The sequence below is a fragment of the Phaeobacter sp. HF9A genome (assembly GCF_011806385.1).
GTDB lineage: Bacteria > Pseudomonadota > Alphaproteobacteria > Rhodobacterales > Rhodobacteraceae > Epibacterium.
Window position 1 is genome coordinate 1 of record NZ_JAATOX010000013.1, and the last position, 14770, is coordinate 14770.

The 14770-nt window shown below is 62.7% G+C and carries 14 protein-coding genes; 11 read left to right on the plus strand and 3 right to left on the minus strand.

The annotated features are described in order from the left end of the window. The 9 genes from HCZ87_RS03950 to HCZ87_RS03990 form a co-directional block, all read left to right on the plus strand. A partial coding sequence (locus HCZ87_RS03950; protein ID WP_175582146.1) for an FAD-dependent monooxygenase occupies positions 1 to 1040 on the plus strand: 1040 nt, incomplete at its 5' end. Between the two features lie 2 nt (positions 1041 to 1042). Continuing rightward, a complete protein-coding gene (locus HCZ87_RS03955; protein WP_175582147.1) occupies positions 1043 to 1240 on the plus strand; it encodes a DUF2783 domain-containing protein in 198 nt (65 codons plus the stop codon). A 167-nt stretch (positions 1241 to 1407) separates the two neighbouring features. Beyond that, positions 1408 to 1797, plus strand: coding sequence for a 5-carboxymethyl-2-hydroxymuconate Delta-isomerase (locus tag HCZ87_RS03960; protein WP_167642473.1), 390 nt, complete (start codon positions 1408 to 1410; stop codon positions 1795 to 1797). Positions 1798 to 1805: 8 nt separating this feature from the next. After that, on the plus strand, positions 1806 to 3314 hold the full coding sequence (gene hpaE / locus HCZ87_RS03965) for a 5-carboxymethyl-2-hydroxymuconate semialdehyde dehydrogenase (protein ID WP_167642474.1): 1509 nt from the start codon (positions 1806 to 1808) through the stop codon (positions 3312 to 3314). 48 nt (positions 3315 to 3362) lie between these two features. Beyond that, complete coding sequence (gene hpaD / locus HCZ87_RS03970) at positions 3363 to 4346, plus strand: 3,4-dihydroxyphenylacetate 2,3-dioxygenase (RefSeq protein WP_167642475.1); 984 nt, start codon at positions 3363 to 3365, stop codon at positions 4344 to 4346. A gap of 83 nt (positions 4347 to 4429) precedes the next feature. After that, a complete protein-coding gene (locus tag HCZ87_RS03975; protein ID WP_167642476.1) occupies positions 4430 to 5827 on the plus strand; it encodes a pyridoxal-dependent decarboxylase in 1398 nt (465 codons plus the stop codon). Continuing rightward, positions 5824 to 6678, plus strand: coding sequence for a fumarylacetoacetate hydrolase family protein (locus tag HCZ87_RS03980; protein WP_167642477.1), 855 nt, complete (start codon positions 5824 to 5826; stop codon positions 6676 to 6678). The genes HCZ87_RS03975 and HCZ87_RS03980 overlap by 4 nt, the downstream gene beginning before the upstream one ends. Next, on the plus strand, positions 6675 to 7475 hold the full coding sequence (gene hpaH / locus HCZ87_RS03985) for a 2-oxo-hept-4-ene-1,7-dioate hydratase (protein ID WP_167642478.1): 801 nt from the start codon (positions 6675 to 6677) through the stop codon (positions 7473 to 7475). Before HCZ87_RS03980 ends, hpaH begins: the two co-directional genes overlap by 4 nt. A gap of 9 nt (positions 7476 to 7484) precedes the next feature. Next, positions 7485 to 8261, plus strand: coding sequence for an aldolase/citrate lyase family protein (locus HCZ87_RS03990; protein WP_167642479.1), 777 nt, complete (start codon positions 7485 to 7487; stop codon positions 8259 to 8261). Between the two features lie 48 nt (positions 8262 to 8309). Here the strand turns inward: HCZ87_RS03990 and HCZ87_RS03995 are convergent, their stop codons facing one another. Both HCZ87_RS03995 and deoC read right to left on the minus strand, forming a co-directional pair. Next, positions 8310 to 10673 carry an aldehyde dehydrogenase family protein gene (locus HCZ87_RS03995; protein WP_167642480.1) on the minus strand — a complete coding sequence of 788 codons (2364 nt, stop codon included), beginning with the start codon at positions 10671 to 10673 and terminating at the stop codon, positions 8310 to 8312. A 6-nt stretch (positions 10674 to 10679) separates the two neighbouring features. Beyond that, positions 10680 to 11675 (minus strand): deoxyribose-phosphate aldolase, encoded by a 996-nt coding sequence (deoC, locus tag HCZ87_RS04000; RefSeq protein ID WP_167642481.1) that lies wholly within the window; start codon positions 11673 to 11675, stop codon positions 10680 to 10682. 130 nt (positions 11676 to 11805) lie between these two features. Between deoC and HCZ87_RS04005 the strand changes: the two genes are divergently transcribed. Further along, on the plus strand, positions 11806 to 12564 hold the full coding sequence (locus HCZ87_RS04005) for a DeoR family transcriptional regulator (protein WP_167642482.1): 759 nt from the start codon (positions 11806 to 11808) through the stop codon (positions 12562 to 12564). An 8-nt stretch (positions 12565 to 12572) separates the two neighbouring features. Here HCZ87_RS04005 and HCZ87_RS04010 read toward each other — a convergent pair whose 3' ends face one another. Beyond that, positions 12573 to 13448, minus strand: a complete 876-nt coding sequence (locus HCZ87_RS04010; protein WP_167642483.1) for a LysR family transcriptional regulator — start codon at positions 13446 to 13448, stop codon at positions 12573 to 12575. Between the two features lie 95 nt (positions 13449 to 13543). On the opposite strand from HCZ87_RS04010, the gene HCZ87_RS04015 reads away from it, so the two are divergent. Further along, positions 13544 to 14731 carry a pyridoxal phosphate-dependent aminotransferase gene (locus HCZ87_RS04015; protein ID WP_167642484.1) on the plus strand — a complete coding sequence of 396 codons (1188 nt, stop codon included), beginning with the start codon at positions 13544 to 13546 and terminating at the stop codon, positions 14729 to 14731. Positions 14732 to 14770 lie beyond the last annotated feature (39 nt).

Here is a 14770-nt window from a genome sequence, read left to right on the forward strand (position 1 = left end):
GCGCGTCGTCACCGCTGCGCCGGATGATGGGGCTGGATTTCGAAGGCCGGGTGTTTGAGGACAACTTCCTGATCGCCGACATCACGATGAAGGCGGAATTCCCCTCCGAGCGCTGGTTCTGGTTCGAACCCCACTTCAAATCGGGGGACAGTGCCCTGTTGCACAAGCAGCCCGATGGGGTCTGGCGGATTGATTTCCAGCTGGGTTGGGACATCGACCGCGCCGAGGAGATGAAAGAGGAAAACATCCGCCGCCGCCTGGCCGCCATGTTGGGCCCGGAGGTGGAATATGAGCTGGTCTGGACCTCGATCTACACGTTCCAGTGCCGGCGCATGAAGAAGTTCCGCCATGGCCGGGTGTTGTTTGCCGGCGATGCCGCGCATCAGGTTTCGCCCTTTGGCGCGCGTGGTGCGAATTCGGGCATGCAGGATGTGGACAACCTGGGCTGGAAGCTGGGACTGGTGCTGAATGGTCAGGCGCCCGACACGCTGTTGGACAGCTATGACGCCGAGCGCTGTCATGGTGCGGATGAAAACATTCTGAACTCCTCCCGCGCCACCGATTTCATCACGCCGAAATCCAAGGTGAGCCATGTCTTCCGCAATGCTGTGCTGGATCTGGCGGAACATCATGCCTTTGCCCGGCCCCTGGTGAATTCCGGGCGGCTGTCGGTGCCCTGCGTCTATGACGGGTTGCCGCTGAATACGCCTGATGCCCTGCCCGATGCCCCGGCGCGGGCGCGCCCCGGTGCGCCTTGCCCCGATGCGCCGCTGGACTCGGGCTATCTGCTGGATCAGCTCGGGGGCGGCTTTATGCTGCTCGGGCTGGGGGTCGCGGTGCCACAGATGCAGGAGGTCGAGGGGCTGAGCCTGCGCGGGCTGACCTTGCAGGCGGGGCAAGAGCTCAACGCGCGCTATCTCGGCGATGCCGAAACGGCGGTCTATCTCATCCGCCCCGACCAACATGTCGCGGCCCGCTGGCCGGGCTATGAGCCGGACAAGGTTGCCGCCGCAGTCGCGCGCGCCTTGGGAAAGGAGTGATCATGTCTTTGAATACCGATCCCAATATCACCGACCCCGATGGGTTCTACGCAGAGCTTCTCGATGTGCATGATGGGCTGTCCGATGATGCAAGCATGGCCGTCAATGCGCGGCTGATCCTGCTGCTGGCCAATCATATCGGCGACCGTGAGATCCTGCGCGAGGCGCTTGCCGCCGCCGCCGCAGACGGGCGCAGCTAAGCCCCTTTTCGGCAGGTGATTGATCTGATGTGATCCCGGGCAGCGCGTGGCTGGCCGGGATTTTCTATATCCCCCCGGATGCATTTGGCTGTGAATTTATTTAACACGTTATGTATTGACAGGGGGTGGAATATTTAACATGTTATTTTGGCCTGGGAGGACAACATATGCCGCATCTATCCATCGACTATTCGCCATCGCTCGACTCGCGGGTGGATGTGGCGGCATTCTGTCGGATTATGCATGCGGCGCTTGTGGCGTCGCCGGATTTCCCAACCGCAGGCATTCGGGTGCGCGCCCATAGGGCCGATCATGCGATTGTTGCCGACGGTGATGCAAAAACCGATTTCCTCGCCATGACGCTCAGCGTCGGGGCGGGACGCGATCACGCCCAGCTGAAAGACGCGGGCAACGCGCTCTTTGCCGCGGCGCAGAGTTTTCTCGAAGAGCCGCTTTCAACGCCGTATTTTGCGCTTTCGCTGGAAATTCGGGTGCTCGACCCGGAACTCAGCTGGAAAGATACCCCCATCCACGCCCGCCTGTCGGGCCATAAGTGAGGATTGCCATGCGCGTCTTGGACGAGAAGCTGAAAACCCTGGACGGATATCTTGCGCGCTTTCGCGAGAGCGGGGTGGCAAACCGTATTGCAGGGCAGGATGTGGCGGGCAGCCAGGGCGTTTTCCAGTCGATCTCGCCAGTGGACAGAAGTGTGATTTGCGACGTGGCACTGGGCGCGGCGGACGACATCGACCGCGCGGCGCTGGCGGCGCTGGATGCCTTTGGTGCCTGGCGTGATATGCCGGCGCTGGAGCGCAAGGCGATCCTGATCCGCATTGCCGAAGGGATCGAAGCGCGCGCCGAAGAGATCGCATTATGCGAATGCTGGGACACCGGCCAGGCCTATCGGTTCATGTCCAAGGCGGCGCTGCGCGGGGCGGAAAACTTCCGCTATTTCGCCGATCAGGTGGTGCAGGCCCGCGACGGTCAGCACCTGAAATCGCCAACGCTGATGAATGTCACCACCCGCACGCCCATCGGCCCGGTTGGGGTGATCACGCCCTGGAACACGCCCTTTATGCTTTCCACCTGGAAGATCGCCCCGGCGTTGGCGGCAGGATGCACCGTGGTGCACAAACCCGCCGAAGCCTCGCCCCTGACCGCGCGGCTCCTGGTCGAGATCGCCGAGGAGGCGGGGCTGCCGCCGGGGGTTCTCAATACCGTCAACGGTTTTGGCGAAGGCGCGGGCCGGGCGCTCTGCGAACATCCCAAGATCAAGGCCATCGCCTTTGTCGGCGAGTCCCGCACCGGCAGCCTGATCACCAAACAGGGCGCTGATACGCTCAAGCGCAACCACCTTGAGCTGGGCGGCAAGAACCCGGTGATCGTCTTTGACGACGCTGATCTGGAGCGCGCGCTGGATGCGGTGATCTTCATGATCTACTCGATCAATGGTGAGCGTTGCACCTCCTCCAGCCGTCTGCTGGTGCAGGAGAGTATCCGGGAGGAGTTCGAGGCAAAGCTGATCGCGCGCGTCAACGCCATCAAGGTCGGCCATCCGCTGGACCCGGCCACGGAAATCGGGCCGCTGGTGACCAAAGAGCATTTCGACAAGGTCACCCGGTATTTCGATATCGCCCGCGAGGATGGCGCCACCGTTGCGGCGGGCGGGGTCACTCTTGGCGATGAGGGTTATTTCGTGCGTCCGACCCTGTTCACCGGCGCCAGCAACCAGATGCGGATTGCGCAGGAAGAGATCTTTGGCCCGGTGCTGACCTCGATTTCCTTCCGCACCGAAGAAGAGGCGCTGCAAATTGCCAATGACACGCCCTATGGGCTCACCGGCTATGTCTGGACGAACGACCTGACCCGCGCGCTGCGCGTCACGGACAGGCTCGAAGCGGGCATGATCTGGGTGAATTCCGAAAACGTCCGCCACCTGCCGACGCCCTTTGGCGGGGTCAAGGCCAGCGGCATCGGCCGCGACGGCGGCGACTGGTCCTTTGAATTCTATATGGAGCAGAAAAACATCGCCTTTGCCACCGGCCAGCACAAGATCCCCCGCCTGGGGGTCTGACACCACCTTGGTCATTTGCGCGCAAGCCTCGCCCGACAGGAGCCCTTCATGCCCGTTCCCGCCCCTAATCTTTATCCTGATTTCAATACCATTCGTCTGAGCCACGTTTGTCTGAACGTGTCCGACCTGGCGGCCTCGCGGAGGTTCTATACCGAGATCCTCGGCTTTCAGGTCACCGATGAAAACGACCGCCATGTCTATCTGCGCGCCATGGAGGAACGCGGCCACCACTCGGTGGTCCTGCAAGCCTCCGATCAGCCGGGAACGGTCGAGGTGCTGGGCTTCAAGACCTTTGATGAAGAGGATCTCGACCGGGCGGAGGTCTATTTCAAATCCAGGGGCCGCCCCACCCGCTGGGTGGATCGTCCCTATCAGGGGCGCAGCCTGTTGACGGCTGACAACTTGGGCATTCCGCTGGAGTTTTATCACAAGATGGACCGGCTGGCACCGATCCACCAGAGCTATGCGCTCTATCGTGGGGTCAAGCCGCTGCGCATCGACCATTTCAATTGCTTCAGCAGCGACGTCGATGCCTCGGTTGCGTTTTATTCCGATTTCGGATTTCGGGTGACGGAATATACCGAGGACGAAGAGAGCAAGAAGCTCTGGGCCGCCTGGATGCACCGCAAGGGTGGCGTGCATGACATGGCCTTTACCAATGGCACCGGCCCGCGCATGCATCATGTGGCCTTTTGGGTGCCGACGCCGCTCAATATCATCGACCTGCTTGATCTGATGGCCACCACCGGCCATGTCGGCAATATCGAACGCGGCCCGGGCCGACATGGCATTTCCAATGCGTTCTTCCTGTATATCCTGGATCCAGACGGCCACCGGATCGAGATATATTGCTCGGATTATCAGACGGTTGACCCGGATCTGGAACCGATCAAATGGGATCTTCGGGACCCGCAGCGCCAGACGCTCTGGGGTGCGCCGGCACCGGAAAGCTGGTTCACCCATGGCTCCGGTTTTGTTGACGTAAAGACCCGGGAGTCTGACATCAAGGCCAGCCCGATCATCGCACCATGAGGCGTGCTGCGACCCTTCGGCGGCGCAATGGGGCGCGGGCGATCAAACACATCTGTGGACATGGCATAGAGGCGGAGTAGCGCATGGACTGGGACGATTTTGCCAAGTGGAGCAAGGACATCGCTGATTGGGGCGCGCAGTATCACAAGACGCTGCGGGATCGGCCGGTGCGAGCACAGAGCAAGCCCGGCGCGATCGCCGCGCAGCTGCCAGCACACCCGCCCGCAGAGCCCGAGGATATGGCCGCGATCCTGAAGGATTTCGAAGAGATCGTGATGCCGGGCATGACCCATTGGCAGCATCCACGCTTCTTTGCCTATTTTCCGGCCAATGCCACGCCGCCGTCGATGCTGGCGGAACAGCTTGTCAATACTGTCGCCGCGCAATGTATGCTCTGGCAGACCTCGCCCGCCGCGACCGAGGTCGAGGGGGTCATGGTCGATTGGCTGCGCCAGGCCATGGGGCTGCCGGAACCCTATACCGGCGTCATTCAGGACAGTGCCTCCTCGGCGACGCTGTCGGCGGTGCTGACCATGCGCGAACGGGCCACCGGATATAGCGGCAACCGCGAAGGGCTGGCGGGCAAGGGCCCCTTGCGGATCTATTGTTCCGATCAGGTGCATTCCTCGATCGACCGCGCCTGCTGGGTGGCGGGGATCGGGCAGGACAATCTGGTCAAGCTCCCCGGAACCGGGCCGCGCTATGGCCTGGACGCGGGGGCGCTGGATCGGGCGATCAGGGCCGATATCGCGGCGGGCTACACGCCTGCGGGGGTCATTGCGATCACCGGCGGCACGGGGGTCGGCGCCTCGGATGATCTGGGGCCGATCCTTGAGGTTGCCAGAGCACATGATCTTTATACCCATCTCGATGCCGCATGGGCGGGCTCGGCGATGATCTGCCCCGAGATCCGCGCCGAGTACTGGCAGGGTGTGGCGGGCTATGACAGCATTGTCTTTAACCCGCATAAGTGGCTGGGGGCGCAGTTTGATTGCTCGGTGCAGTTCCTGCGCGATGCCACGGCGCAGTTGAACACGCTGAAGATTGAACCGGAGTACCTCAAGACCACCGGCGCGGCGGTGACCAATTATTCGGAATGGACCATTCCGCTGGGGCGTCGGTTCCGTGCGCTGAAGCTGTGGTTCCTGATCCGCGCCTATGGGCTGGAGGGGCTGCAAGCCCGCATCCGCAATCACGTGACCTGGGCGCAGGCGCTCTGCGAGGCGATCCGGGGGCTGGACGGGTTTGAAATCGTGACCGAGCCGATCCTAAGCCTGTTTTCCTTTCGCTGCCCCGGTGATGATTACACCCAGCAGAGGTTGGTCGATGCGATCAATGACGACGGGCGGATCTATCTGACGCAAGGCGCCTTTGAGGGGCGCAAGATCATCCGTGTTCAGGTGGGCCAGTTCGAAACGACACGTGATGACGTCATGATGGTTCGTGCCGTTGTTCAGGATATTTGGGAGCAGATCAAATGAACTTTGCGACCTATACCGCCGGCGGGAAAACACGTTACGGGGCCGTGGCCGGGGATGGCATGATCGCGCTGAACGAGGATTTTCCGCACTGGCCAACGCTGTTTGATGCCGTTCAGGCCGGCAGTCTGGCAGATCTCGGCAGAGCGGCGGCGGGCAAACCCGTCACGCATACAGATTTCCAGTATGAGATGGTCTTGCCCAACGCGCGGCGCATTCTGTGTGTCGGGGTGAATTTTCCTGACCGGAATGCGGAATACAAGGACGGCTCCGAGCAGCCAAAGTTCATGTCGCTGTTTCCGCGTTTTGCCAGCGGGTTCACCGGCCATGACCGCCCGCTGATCCGCCCGCCGGAAAGCCACATGCTGGACTACGAGGGCGAGGTGGCAATCGTCATCGGCAAGCAGGGGCGGCGGATCGCGCAGGCCGATGCCTATGATCATATCGCCGCGCTGACGCTGTGCAACGAGGGCACCATCCGTGATTGGGTCCGGCATGCAAAGTTCAACGTCACGCAGGGCAAGAACTGGGACAACTCCGGCTCGCTCGGGCCCTGGCTGGTGCCCTTTACCGATGCGGCGCAACTGGACGAGGCGCGGATCATCACCCGGGTGAATGGCGCGCTGCGTCAGGACGATGTGCTGGCCCGGATGATGCATCCGATCCGGCGCGAGATCGAATATATCTCGACCTTCATGACGCTTCAGCCCGGTGATATCATCGTCACTGGCACGCCGACAGGATCTGGCGCGCGGCTGGAGCCGCCGCAATACCTGCAACCGGGCGATGTGGTGGAAATCGAGGTGGAGGGCATCGGCACCCTGCGCAACACCATCGAGGATGAACAGCAATGACCCCCGACGATCACGCCCGCGCCGCCGCCGATCTTCTGGCCGCCGAGCAGAGCCGCTCTCAGATCGGTCTGCTCAGCCTGCGCCACCCTGAGATCGGCATGGATGACGCCTATGCCATTCAAAGCGCGCTCTGCGCGGCCAAGCTTGCGCAGGGGCGGCGGGTGATTGGCTGGAAGATCGGGCTGACCTCCCGGGCGATGCAATCGGCCCTGGAGATCGACATTCCCGACAGCGGCATCCTGTTTGATGACATGCTGTTTGCCAATGGCGCGACCGTGCCCGCAGGCCGGTTTATCCAGCCGCGGATCGAAACCGAGATCGCCTTTGTGATGAAATCCGCGCTGGGTGGCGAGGATGTGAGCCGCGACGCGGTGATCGCCGCAACGGATTATGTCGCCCCCGCGATCGAGATCCTTGATACCCGGATCCTGCGTCAGGACGCCAAAAGCGGAAAGTCACGCAGCGTCTTTGACACCATCAGTGACAACGCGGCCAATGCCGGCATCGTTCTGGGGCCGCAGCGTCATGCCGTGGATGCCTTTGATCTGCGCTGGGTCGGGGCGATCACCTTCCGTGACGCGGTGGTCGAAGAAACCGGCCTGGGTGCCGGGGTGCTGAATGATCCCGTTGAAAGCATCGTCTGGCTGGCCCGCCGCATGGCGCAGTATGGCCAGAGCATCGAAGCCGGTCAGGTGATCCTGTCCGGCAGTTTTATCCGCCCCGTCGAATGCCCACCCGGCAGCCAGATTGCTGCCGATTTTGGCCCGTTTGGCGATGTTGCCATTTCTTTTGCCTGAGGACAGAGTATGCCTGCACCCCGAAATCCGTTCAAACACGCCATCGCCAGGGGCGAGCTGCAACTGGGCTGTTGGCTCGGTCTTGCCGATCCGTACATCGCCGAGATCAGCGCCGGCGCCGGGTTTGACTGGCTGTTGGTCGATGGCGAACACGCGCCCAATGACGTGCGATCCATCGCGGCGCAGCTTCAGGTGATCGCCGCGCGATCAAGCACCGCGGTCGTGCGCCCGCCGATCAGCGAGACCTGGATGATCAAGCAGTTGCTGGATGTCGGCGCGCAAACCCTGCTGGTGCCGATGGTGGAAAGCGGCGCCCAGGCGCAGGCGCTTGTGGATGCGGTGACCTATCCGCCGCATGGGGTGCGCGGGGTCGGCGCTGCCCTGGCGCGGGCCTCCGATTTCTCTGCGATTGGCGATTATCTCACCACCGCGCGCGAAGAAATCTGCCTGTTGGCGCAGGTGGAGAACAAAAAGGGGCTTGCGGCGCTGGATGAAATCCTCGCGGTGGAGGGGCTCGATGGCGTATTTATCGGCCCGTCGGATCTTGCGGCGGATATGGGCTATCTTGGTCAGGCCGAGGCCCCCGAGGTCAGGCGCGTCATTCTGGAGGCGATCACACGGATCGTCGCTTCCGGTAAGGCGGCCGGCATTCTGACGCTGGATGCTGAGCTGCAACAGCAATGCCGCGCGCTCGGGGCGAGTTTCATCGCCACCGAGATCGACGTCACCTTGTTTGCGCGCGGCATGCGTCATGCGGCCCAGAGCGCGCGGGATCGGTTTTCCTGAACTTGCCGAGAGGCGTGCTCCGCTCCTCTGCAATATGGCACCTGGGCATTATTCGCCGTAGGGCACCCAGATGTTTTTGACCTGCGTCGCCTGGCGCAGGAACAACGCGCCTTCGGCCTCTGGCGTGGTCCAGTCCCAGGCGCGGCCATAATCGGTGAACACCCGTTTGAGGTTGCCGGTGGACAATCTTTCTACCGTTTCAGAGAGTTGCCGCGAGCCAAAGGCCCAGACCGTGTCCACGCCGTTGTGCTTGGCCAACTCCGCGCCCAGGGTCTCGGCGCTGCCGGTGACGATGTTGAACACGCCCGCCGGCACATCAGAGGTTTCCAGCACCTGATAGAAATCCGTCGCCGAAAGCGGATGCGCCTCGGAGGCTACGGCGACCACCCGGTTGCCGGTGGCAATCAGCGGCGCGGTGGTGCTGATGAAACCCAGCAAGGGCGACTCCTCGGGGCAGATCACGCCCGCGACGCCGATGGCCTCGGGCACCGCCAGCGCCAGCCCGCGCATCGGCGGCATATGTACCACGCCCTCGTATTTGTCGGCCCAGGCGCCATAGCTGAACAGCCGGGACACGGCGGCGGCGACTTCGGCGCGGGCCTTGTCGGATTTCACGCCGGTCTGCGCGCGCAGGCGATCCGCAAATTCCTCGGCTCGGGCAGAGAGGTTTTCGCCCATGTAATAAAGGATCTGAGCGCGGTTGTGCTGGGTCTTGGAGCCCCAGCTTGCGGCGCCGGTTGCGGCCTCCACCGCGTTGCGGATGTCCTTGCGGTTGCCGACCCCAACCTCGCCGAGCACCTCGCCCTTGTCGCCCACAACCGGTTGCGCATGCCCCCCGTCTGGGCGGGCCTGCTTGCCGCCGATGTAGAATTTCGCGGTGCGGTCCACCGTATCCAGCGCAAAGCCCTTGGCCTTGGCAGCCTGTGCCGGTTTACGCTCCGTGGCCTTGGCGAAAGCGCGGGGTTTGAGGTAGTCAAAACAGCCTTCCCGCCCGCCTTCACGGCCAAAACCGCTCTCCTTGACGCCGCCAAAGCCGACGCCCGCATCCATGACATTGGTGCAGTTGACCCAGACGATTCCGGCCTGAACCTTGGCCGCCAGATCCAGCGCCAGGTTGACGTTTTCGCTCCAGATGCTGGCGGCGAGGCCATAGCGGCTGTGATTGGCGAGCTGTATCGCCTCTGCCGGGGTGCGGAAGGTCATGGAGACCGCAACCGGGCCAAAGATTTCCTCGGTCGCCGCTTCGCAGGTGGCGGGGATGTTTTGCAACACGGTCGGCGGATAGTAGCTGCCGCCCTCGGGTGGGCTCATCTCGGCCTGCACCAGCGTTGCCCCTGCGGCGACGGCACGATCCACCATGCCCGCAATCCGGTCGCGCTGGGTGCTGTCGATGATTGCGCCCATGTCGATGGTCTTGTCCAGCGATGCGCCGATGCGCAGCGTTTTCATCCGTGCGGCAAGGCGAGCGTGGAAATCCTCGGCCACGCCTTCCTGCACGATCAGGCGCGAACCCGCACAGCAGACCTGCCCCTGGTTGAACCACATGGCGTCCACGACCCCCTCGACCGCGGCATCAAGATCGGCATCGTCACAGACGATGAAAGGGGATTTGCCGCCCAGTTCCAGCGTCAGCGATTTACCACTGCCAGCGGTGGCCTCGCGGATCTTGCGACCCACCTCGGTGGAGCCGGTAAAGGCGACCTTGTCGATCCCCTCATTGGCGGCAATCAGCGCGCCGGTTTCACCATCGCCGGTGACGATGTTCAAAACCCCGTCGGGCAGGCCAGCCGCCTGCGCCAGCTCCGCAAAGAGCAGCGCGGTGAGCGGCGTGGCTTCGGCCGGTTTCAGCACCACCGTGTTGCCAAGCGCCAGCGCCGGGGCGACCTTCCAGGCGAGCATCAGGAAGGGGAAGTTCCACGGGATCACCTGGCCGATCACGCCGACCGGATCATAGCCGGGGAATTCGCTGTCCTGAAGCTGCGCCCAACCGGCGTGATGATAGAAATGCCGGGCGGCAAGCGGGATGTCGATGTCGCGGGCCTCACGGATCGGCTTGCCATTGTCGAGCGCCTCCACCACCGACAAGATCCGCGCGTTGCGCTGGATGATCCGCGCCAGGGCATAGAGCTTCAGCGCCCGCTCGTGACCGGGCAGCGCGGCCCAGGATTTCTGCGCCTTGCGGGCCGCGGCGATGGCGCTGTCCACATCCTGCGCGCGGCCCTGGCTGACGGTCGCGAGGCGCTTGCCCGTCGCGGGTTCCTGGGTGTCAAACCCGTCGGCGGGGGCGGTGAAGCTGCCACCGATGAAATGGCCAAAGCGCCCCTCATGCGCGGCCAGCCATTGCCGGGCGCTGGTGTCGTCTTCTGTGCTCGGGGCGTAATCCATGCTGTCGAAAAAGCTCGCTACGGTCATCTTGGGTTATCCGATCGGGTGGCGGCGTGCGGCGCTGTAGGCGCCCGTCACGCGGTGTTCGAGTTGCCGTTCGATATCGCCCAGCAGGGACGAGGCACCGATACGAAAGAGGTCAGGTTGCAGCCAGTCATGGCCCAGCTCCTCTTTCATGAGGGCAAGATAGGTCAGAACGTCCTTGGCCTTGGACACGCCCCCGGCAGGTTTGTAGCCGACCTTGATGCCGGTCATCTCCTGATATTGCCGTATGGCGCGGACCATGGTCAGCGACACCGGCAGCGTGGCGTTGACGCCTTCCTTGCCGGTCGAGGTCTTGATGAAATCGGCCCCGGCCATCATGCAGACAAGGCTGGCTTTGGCGACATTGCGCAGGGTCTTGAGATCACCAGTGGCCAGGATCGCCTTGACATGGGCATCGCCACAGGCGGCGCGATATTCGTGCATCTCGTCATAAAGCGCCTGCCAATTGCCGGTCAGCACATGTTCGCGGGTGATGACGATGTCGATCTCTTCTGCGCCATCCTTCACCGAGGCCTCGATTTCGGCCAGTTTGGTAGCATGGGGCGACAGCCCTGCCGGAAAGCCGGTGGAAACGGCGGCGACGGGAATGCCACTGCCCTGCAACGCATCCACAGCGGTGGCAACAAAACGGTGATAGACGCAGATCGCGCCGGTTGTGATCCGGTGATCCTGCATGCCAAGCGCCGCCAGGAGGTCGGGGCGCACCGGTTGGATGGCCTTGGCGCAGAGCCGCCGCACCCGGCCCTCGGTATCATCGCCATTCAGCGTGGTCAGGTCGATGCAGGTCACCGCCTTCAGCAGCCAGGCGCTCTGGGCGTCGCCCTTCACGGCCCGGCGCCCCGGCAGGGCGGCGGCGCGGCGTTCGGACGCCGAGGTGTTGACCCGCACCGATTCCACAAGGGACAAATCGAGCGGCAACCCGGGATTGCGGGCGTGACCCTCTGCCGGTGCCGTGACCTCGGGCAGGGCGGCTGTTTGTGACATGGCGAAACCCTTTGTGACGCATGTGGCGCATCATCGGATGCGCGTTGGATTGCCTCTAGCCTACCGGCAAATGTTTTGATTGCAACTCAATTTTGTTATTTTTATAACATCTGTTGAGCAGGAGAGAAACATGCGCCAACCCGAACATCGCGGCACCCCGGCAACCCGCAAGGAGGCTCGGCTTCTGTTGCTGAAGGACACGGTCGAGCGAAACGGCTCGATTCATATTCGCGATGCGGCGGAGCTCTTGGATGTTTCCGAGATGACAATTCGCCGAGATATGCGGGAAGCACCTGAAACATTTCAGTTTTTGGGTGGGCATATCGTTCTGTCACAGGAGGCGCAAAGGCGCGCGCCCTACGAGCTGGCGCAGGCCGCGGAACTGAACGAGGCCGCCAAACGCGCGGCCTGCGCCGCCTGTGTTCCGCTGCTGATGCCGGAAGAGACATTATTCGTCGACTGCGGCACCACCCTGCCGCATCTGATCGACCTGATCCCGGATGATATGGAGCTGACGATCATTTGTTACGCTTTGAACATTGCGGATATGGTCGTGCGCAAGCCCAATCTTCAGCTGGTTCTGCTGGGCGGCGTTTATCACGCACCGACGGCGTCCTTCTATCCGGCGCAGGACGACGCGACCCTGGATGCCTATGCGATCAACCATGCGTTCATGTCGGCGGCGGGGGTAGAGGAGTCCCTTGGCGTCACCTGTACCACCTTTCGCGAGGCCGGATTGAAACAGACGGCGATGGCCCGGGCGCAGAACCGGATCTTGGTTGCGGATCAATCCAAGTTCGGGGTGGTCAACCCCGCCAGTTTTGCGCGCCTGTCCGATTTTGATCGGATCGCAACCGAAGCAGGCCTGCAACCTGCTCCGGCGGACTAAAGGCGGCGTCAGCCACCAAGCCAATCGAGCAGCGCGCGGAGCGGTTCCGAAACTGGCCTGTGCCTGGGCCAGACCAGATAATAGGTGCCTTCGACGTCAATGTAGCGGGAACTCGCAGGAACAAGGCGGCCCCGTTTGAACTCGTGCTCGGCCAGGAATTCCGGCAGCAGAGACATCCCGAAGCCTTCGACGCTGGCCTCGGTGATATTGGCGAACTGGTCAAACAACATGCCCCGCAGTTTCACCGCATCAATGCCATGGGCCTTGAACCATTCCTCCCAGGCACCGGGGCGGCTTTTGAGGTGGAGCAGTGGCTCGTCCAGAAGGCGTTCCGGGCTGAACGGCGCGCCCTTTGCGTGATCCGGTGAACAGACCGCAATCACCCGTTCTTTCAGGAGCGGCAGGTAGTGCACGCCGGGCCATTCTTCGGTGCCAAAGTGAATCGCGGCGTCGAACTCGTCGAGGTCGAGGTCAAACGGCATGATGCGCGAGCTTTGGTTGATCAGGATGCTTGGGTGCTGTTCGACAAACTTCTTCAGGCGCGGGCCGAGCCAATGCATGCCGAAAGCGGGCAGAATCGCCAGGTTGAGGTTGGGGCGCGAGCCGCTTGCCTTCACCGTGAGGCTTGCCCGGGCGAGATCATTGAGGCATTCGCGAACCGATCTGGCATAGGCGACACCGGCGGGCGACAATTGTAACGTCTTGCCGCCACGATAAAACAGCGACACGCCGATCTGCTCTTCCAGCGCCTTGAGTTGCCGGCTGACCGCCGAGTGGGTCAACGCCAGATCATCTGCAGCGGCATTTGCAGTTCCCAGACGCTCGACCGCCTCCAGTGCCAGCAATGAACTGATCGACGGCAAGAAACGCCTTGGGGCAATCATGTGAGTTTTTCTCCAGATTAAGTGACAAAGCATCACTATTTTTGGTGCATTTTATTGCTTAGCCTAGCGAAAACAACACATGACGTGGATATGCCATGACCCTTCAGCAGAATTTTCGACGGGCGCAGAGAATCGCGGCGCTGGAGATTTCGGAAATCGTGCAACTGACGGAACGCGCCGCCGAGCTGCGCGCGCAGGGCAAGGATGTTGTGGCCCTGTCCACCGGAGAGCCCGACTTTCCAACGCCGCCGCATGTGGTGGAAGCGGCGCACAGGGCTGCGCTGGAGGGTCAAACCCGCTATCCGGCAACGATGGGAACACCTGCGCTGCGCGATGTGATTGCCGACCAGAACGGGGTCACGCGGGCCAATGTCATCGTCTCGACCGGTGCCAAGCAGGTCATCGCCAACGCCATGCTCGCCACGCTGGATGCGGGGGACGAGGTGGTCATCCCCGCGCCCTATTGGACCAGCTATTCCGATGTCGTCCGCATGGCCGGTGGCACGCCGGTTGTGGTGACCTGCCCGATGGCGCAGGGGTTCAAGATCACGCCGGAGCAATTGGAACAGGCGATCACCCCCGCGACGCGCTGGGTGATGTTGAATTCGCCCTCCAACCCCTCGGGCGCGATTTATTCCGCGTCAGAGCAGAAGGCGCTTGGCGAGGTGCTGGCCCGCCATCCGCAGGTTCTGATCCTGGTGGACGAGATTTACGCCCATCTGAGCTACGTGCCCTTCAGCTCTTTTACCGAGGTGGTGCCGGAACTTGCGGCGCGGGTGCTGATCGTCAACGGGGTGTCCAAGGCCTATTCGATGACCGGCTGGCGCATCGGCTGGGGCATCGGACCGGCCGAGATGATCAAGGCCATGGGTGCGGTGCAGGGGCAGATAACCTCTGGCGCCTGTTCGATTTCACAAGCGGCGGCGCTGGCGGCGCTGACCGGGGATCAGGGTTTGCTCAACGAGCGTCGCGACATCCTGCGCCAGCGCCGCGACAAGGTCGTGGCGGCGTTGAACGCGCTTGAGGGCGTGACCTGCCCACAGCCCGATGGCGCCTTTTACGCCTTTCCCGACGTGAGCGGCGCGCTCAAGGCCGGTGGTTTTGGCTCGGACGCCGAATTCTGCGCCGCCTTGCTCGACAAGGCCGGCCTGGCGCTGGTTCCGGGGCGGGCCTTTGGTCTGCCCGGTCACCTGCGGCTGTCCTTTGCCTATGCAGAGAGCGCGCTTGACACGGGGCTCGACCGCATCACGCGGTTTATCAACGAATATTGTGCCGCCGCGTAGCACGCCTGCGCCCGGCACAGAGTGAAGGCCGGTCCATGC

What these genes read in the sequence shown, in the direction of transcription:
- HCZ87_RS03955 (WP_175582147.1), top strand. Translation starts at nt 1,043, where the DNA reads ATGTCTTTGAATACCGATCCCAATATCACCGACCCCGATGGGTTCTAC.
- HCZ87_RS03960 (WP_167642473.1), top strand. Translation starts at nt 1,408, where the DNA reads ATGCCGCATCTATCCATCGACTATTCGCCATCGCTCGACTCGCGGGTG.
- hpaE (WP_167642474.1), top strand. Translation starts at nt 1,806, where the DNA reads ATGCGCGTCTTGGACGAGAAGCTGAAAACCCTGGACGGATATCTTGCG.
- hpaD (WP_167642475.1), top strand. Translation starts at nt 3,363, where the DNA reads ATGCCCGTTCCCGCCCCTAATCTTTATCCTGATTTCAATACCATTCGT.
- HCZ87_RS03975 (WP_167642476.1), top strand. Translation starts at nt 4,430, where the DNA reads ATGGACTGGGACGATTTTGCCAAGTGGAGCAAGGACATCGCTGATTGG.
- HCZ87_RS03980 (WP_167642477.1), top strand. Translation starts at nt 5,824, where the DNA reads ATGAACTTTGCGACCTATACCGCCGGCGGGAAAACACGTTACGGGGCC.
- hpaH (WP_167642478.1), top strand. Translation starts at nt 6,675, where the DNA reads ATGACCCCCGACGATCACGCCCGCGCCGCCGCCGATCTTCTGGCCGCC.
- HCZ87_RS03990 (WP_167642479.1), top strand. Translation starts at nt 7,485, where the DNA reads ATGCCTGCACCCCGAAATCCGTTCAAACACGCCATCGCCAGGGGCGAG.
- HCZ87_RS03995 (WP_167642480.1), bottom strand. Translation starts at nt 10,673, where the DNA reads ATGACCGTAGCGAGCTTTTTCGACAGCATGGATTACGCCCCGAGCACA.
- deoC (WP_167642481.1), bottom strand. Translation starts at nt 11,675, where the DNA reads ATGTCACAAACAGCCGCCCTGCCCGAGGTCACGGCACCGGCAGAGGGT.
- HCZ87_RS04005 (WP_167642482.1), top strand. Translation starts at nt 11,806, where the DNA reads ATGCGCCAACCCGAACATCGCGGCACCCCGGCAACCCGCAAGGAGGCT.
- HCZ87_RS04010 (WP_167642483.1), bottom strand. Translation starts at nt 13,448, where the DNA reads ATGATTGCCCCAAGGCGTTTCTTGCCGTCGATCAGTTCATTGCTGGCA.
- HCZ87_RS04015 (WP_167642484.1), top strand. Translation starts at nt 13,544, where the DNA reads ATGACCCTTCAGCAGAATTTTCGACGGGCGCAGAGAATCGCGGCGCTG.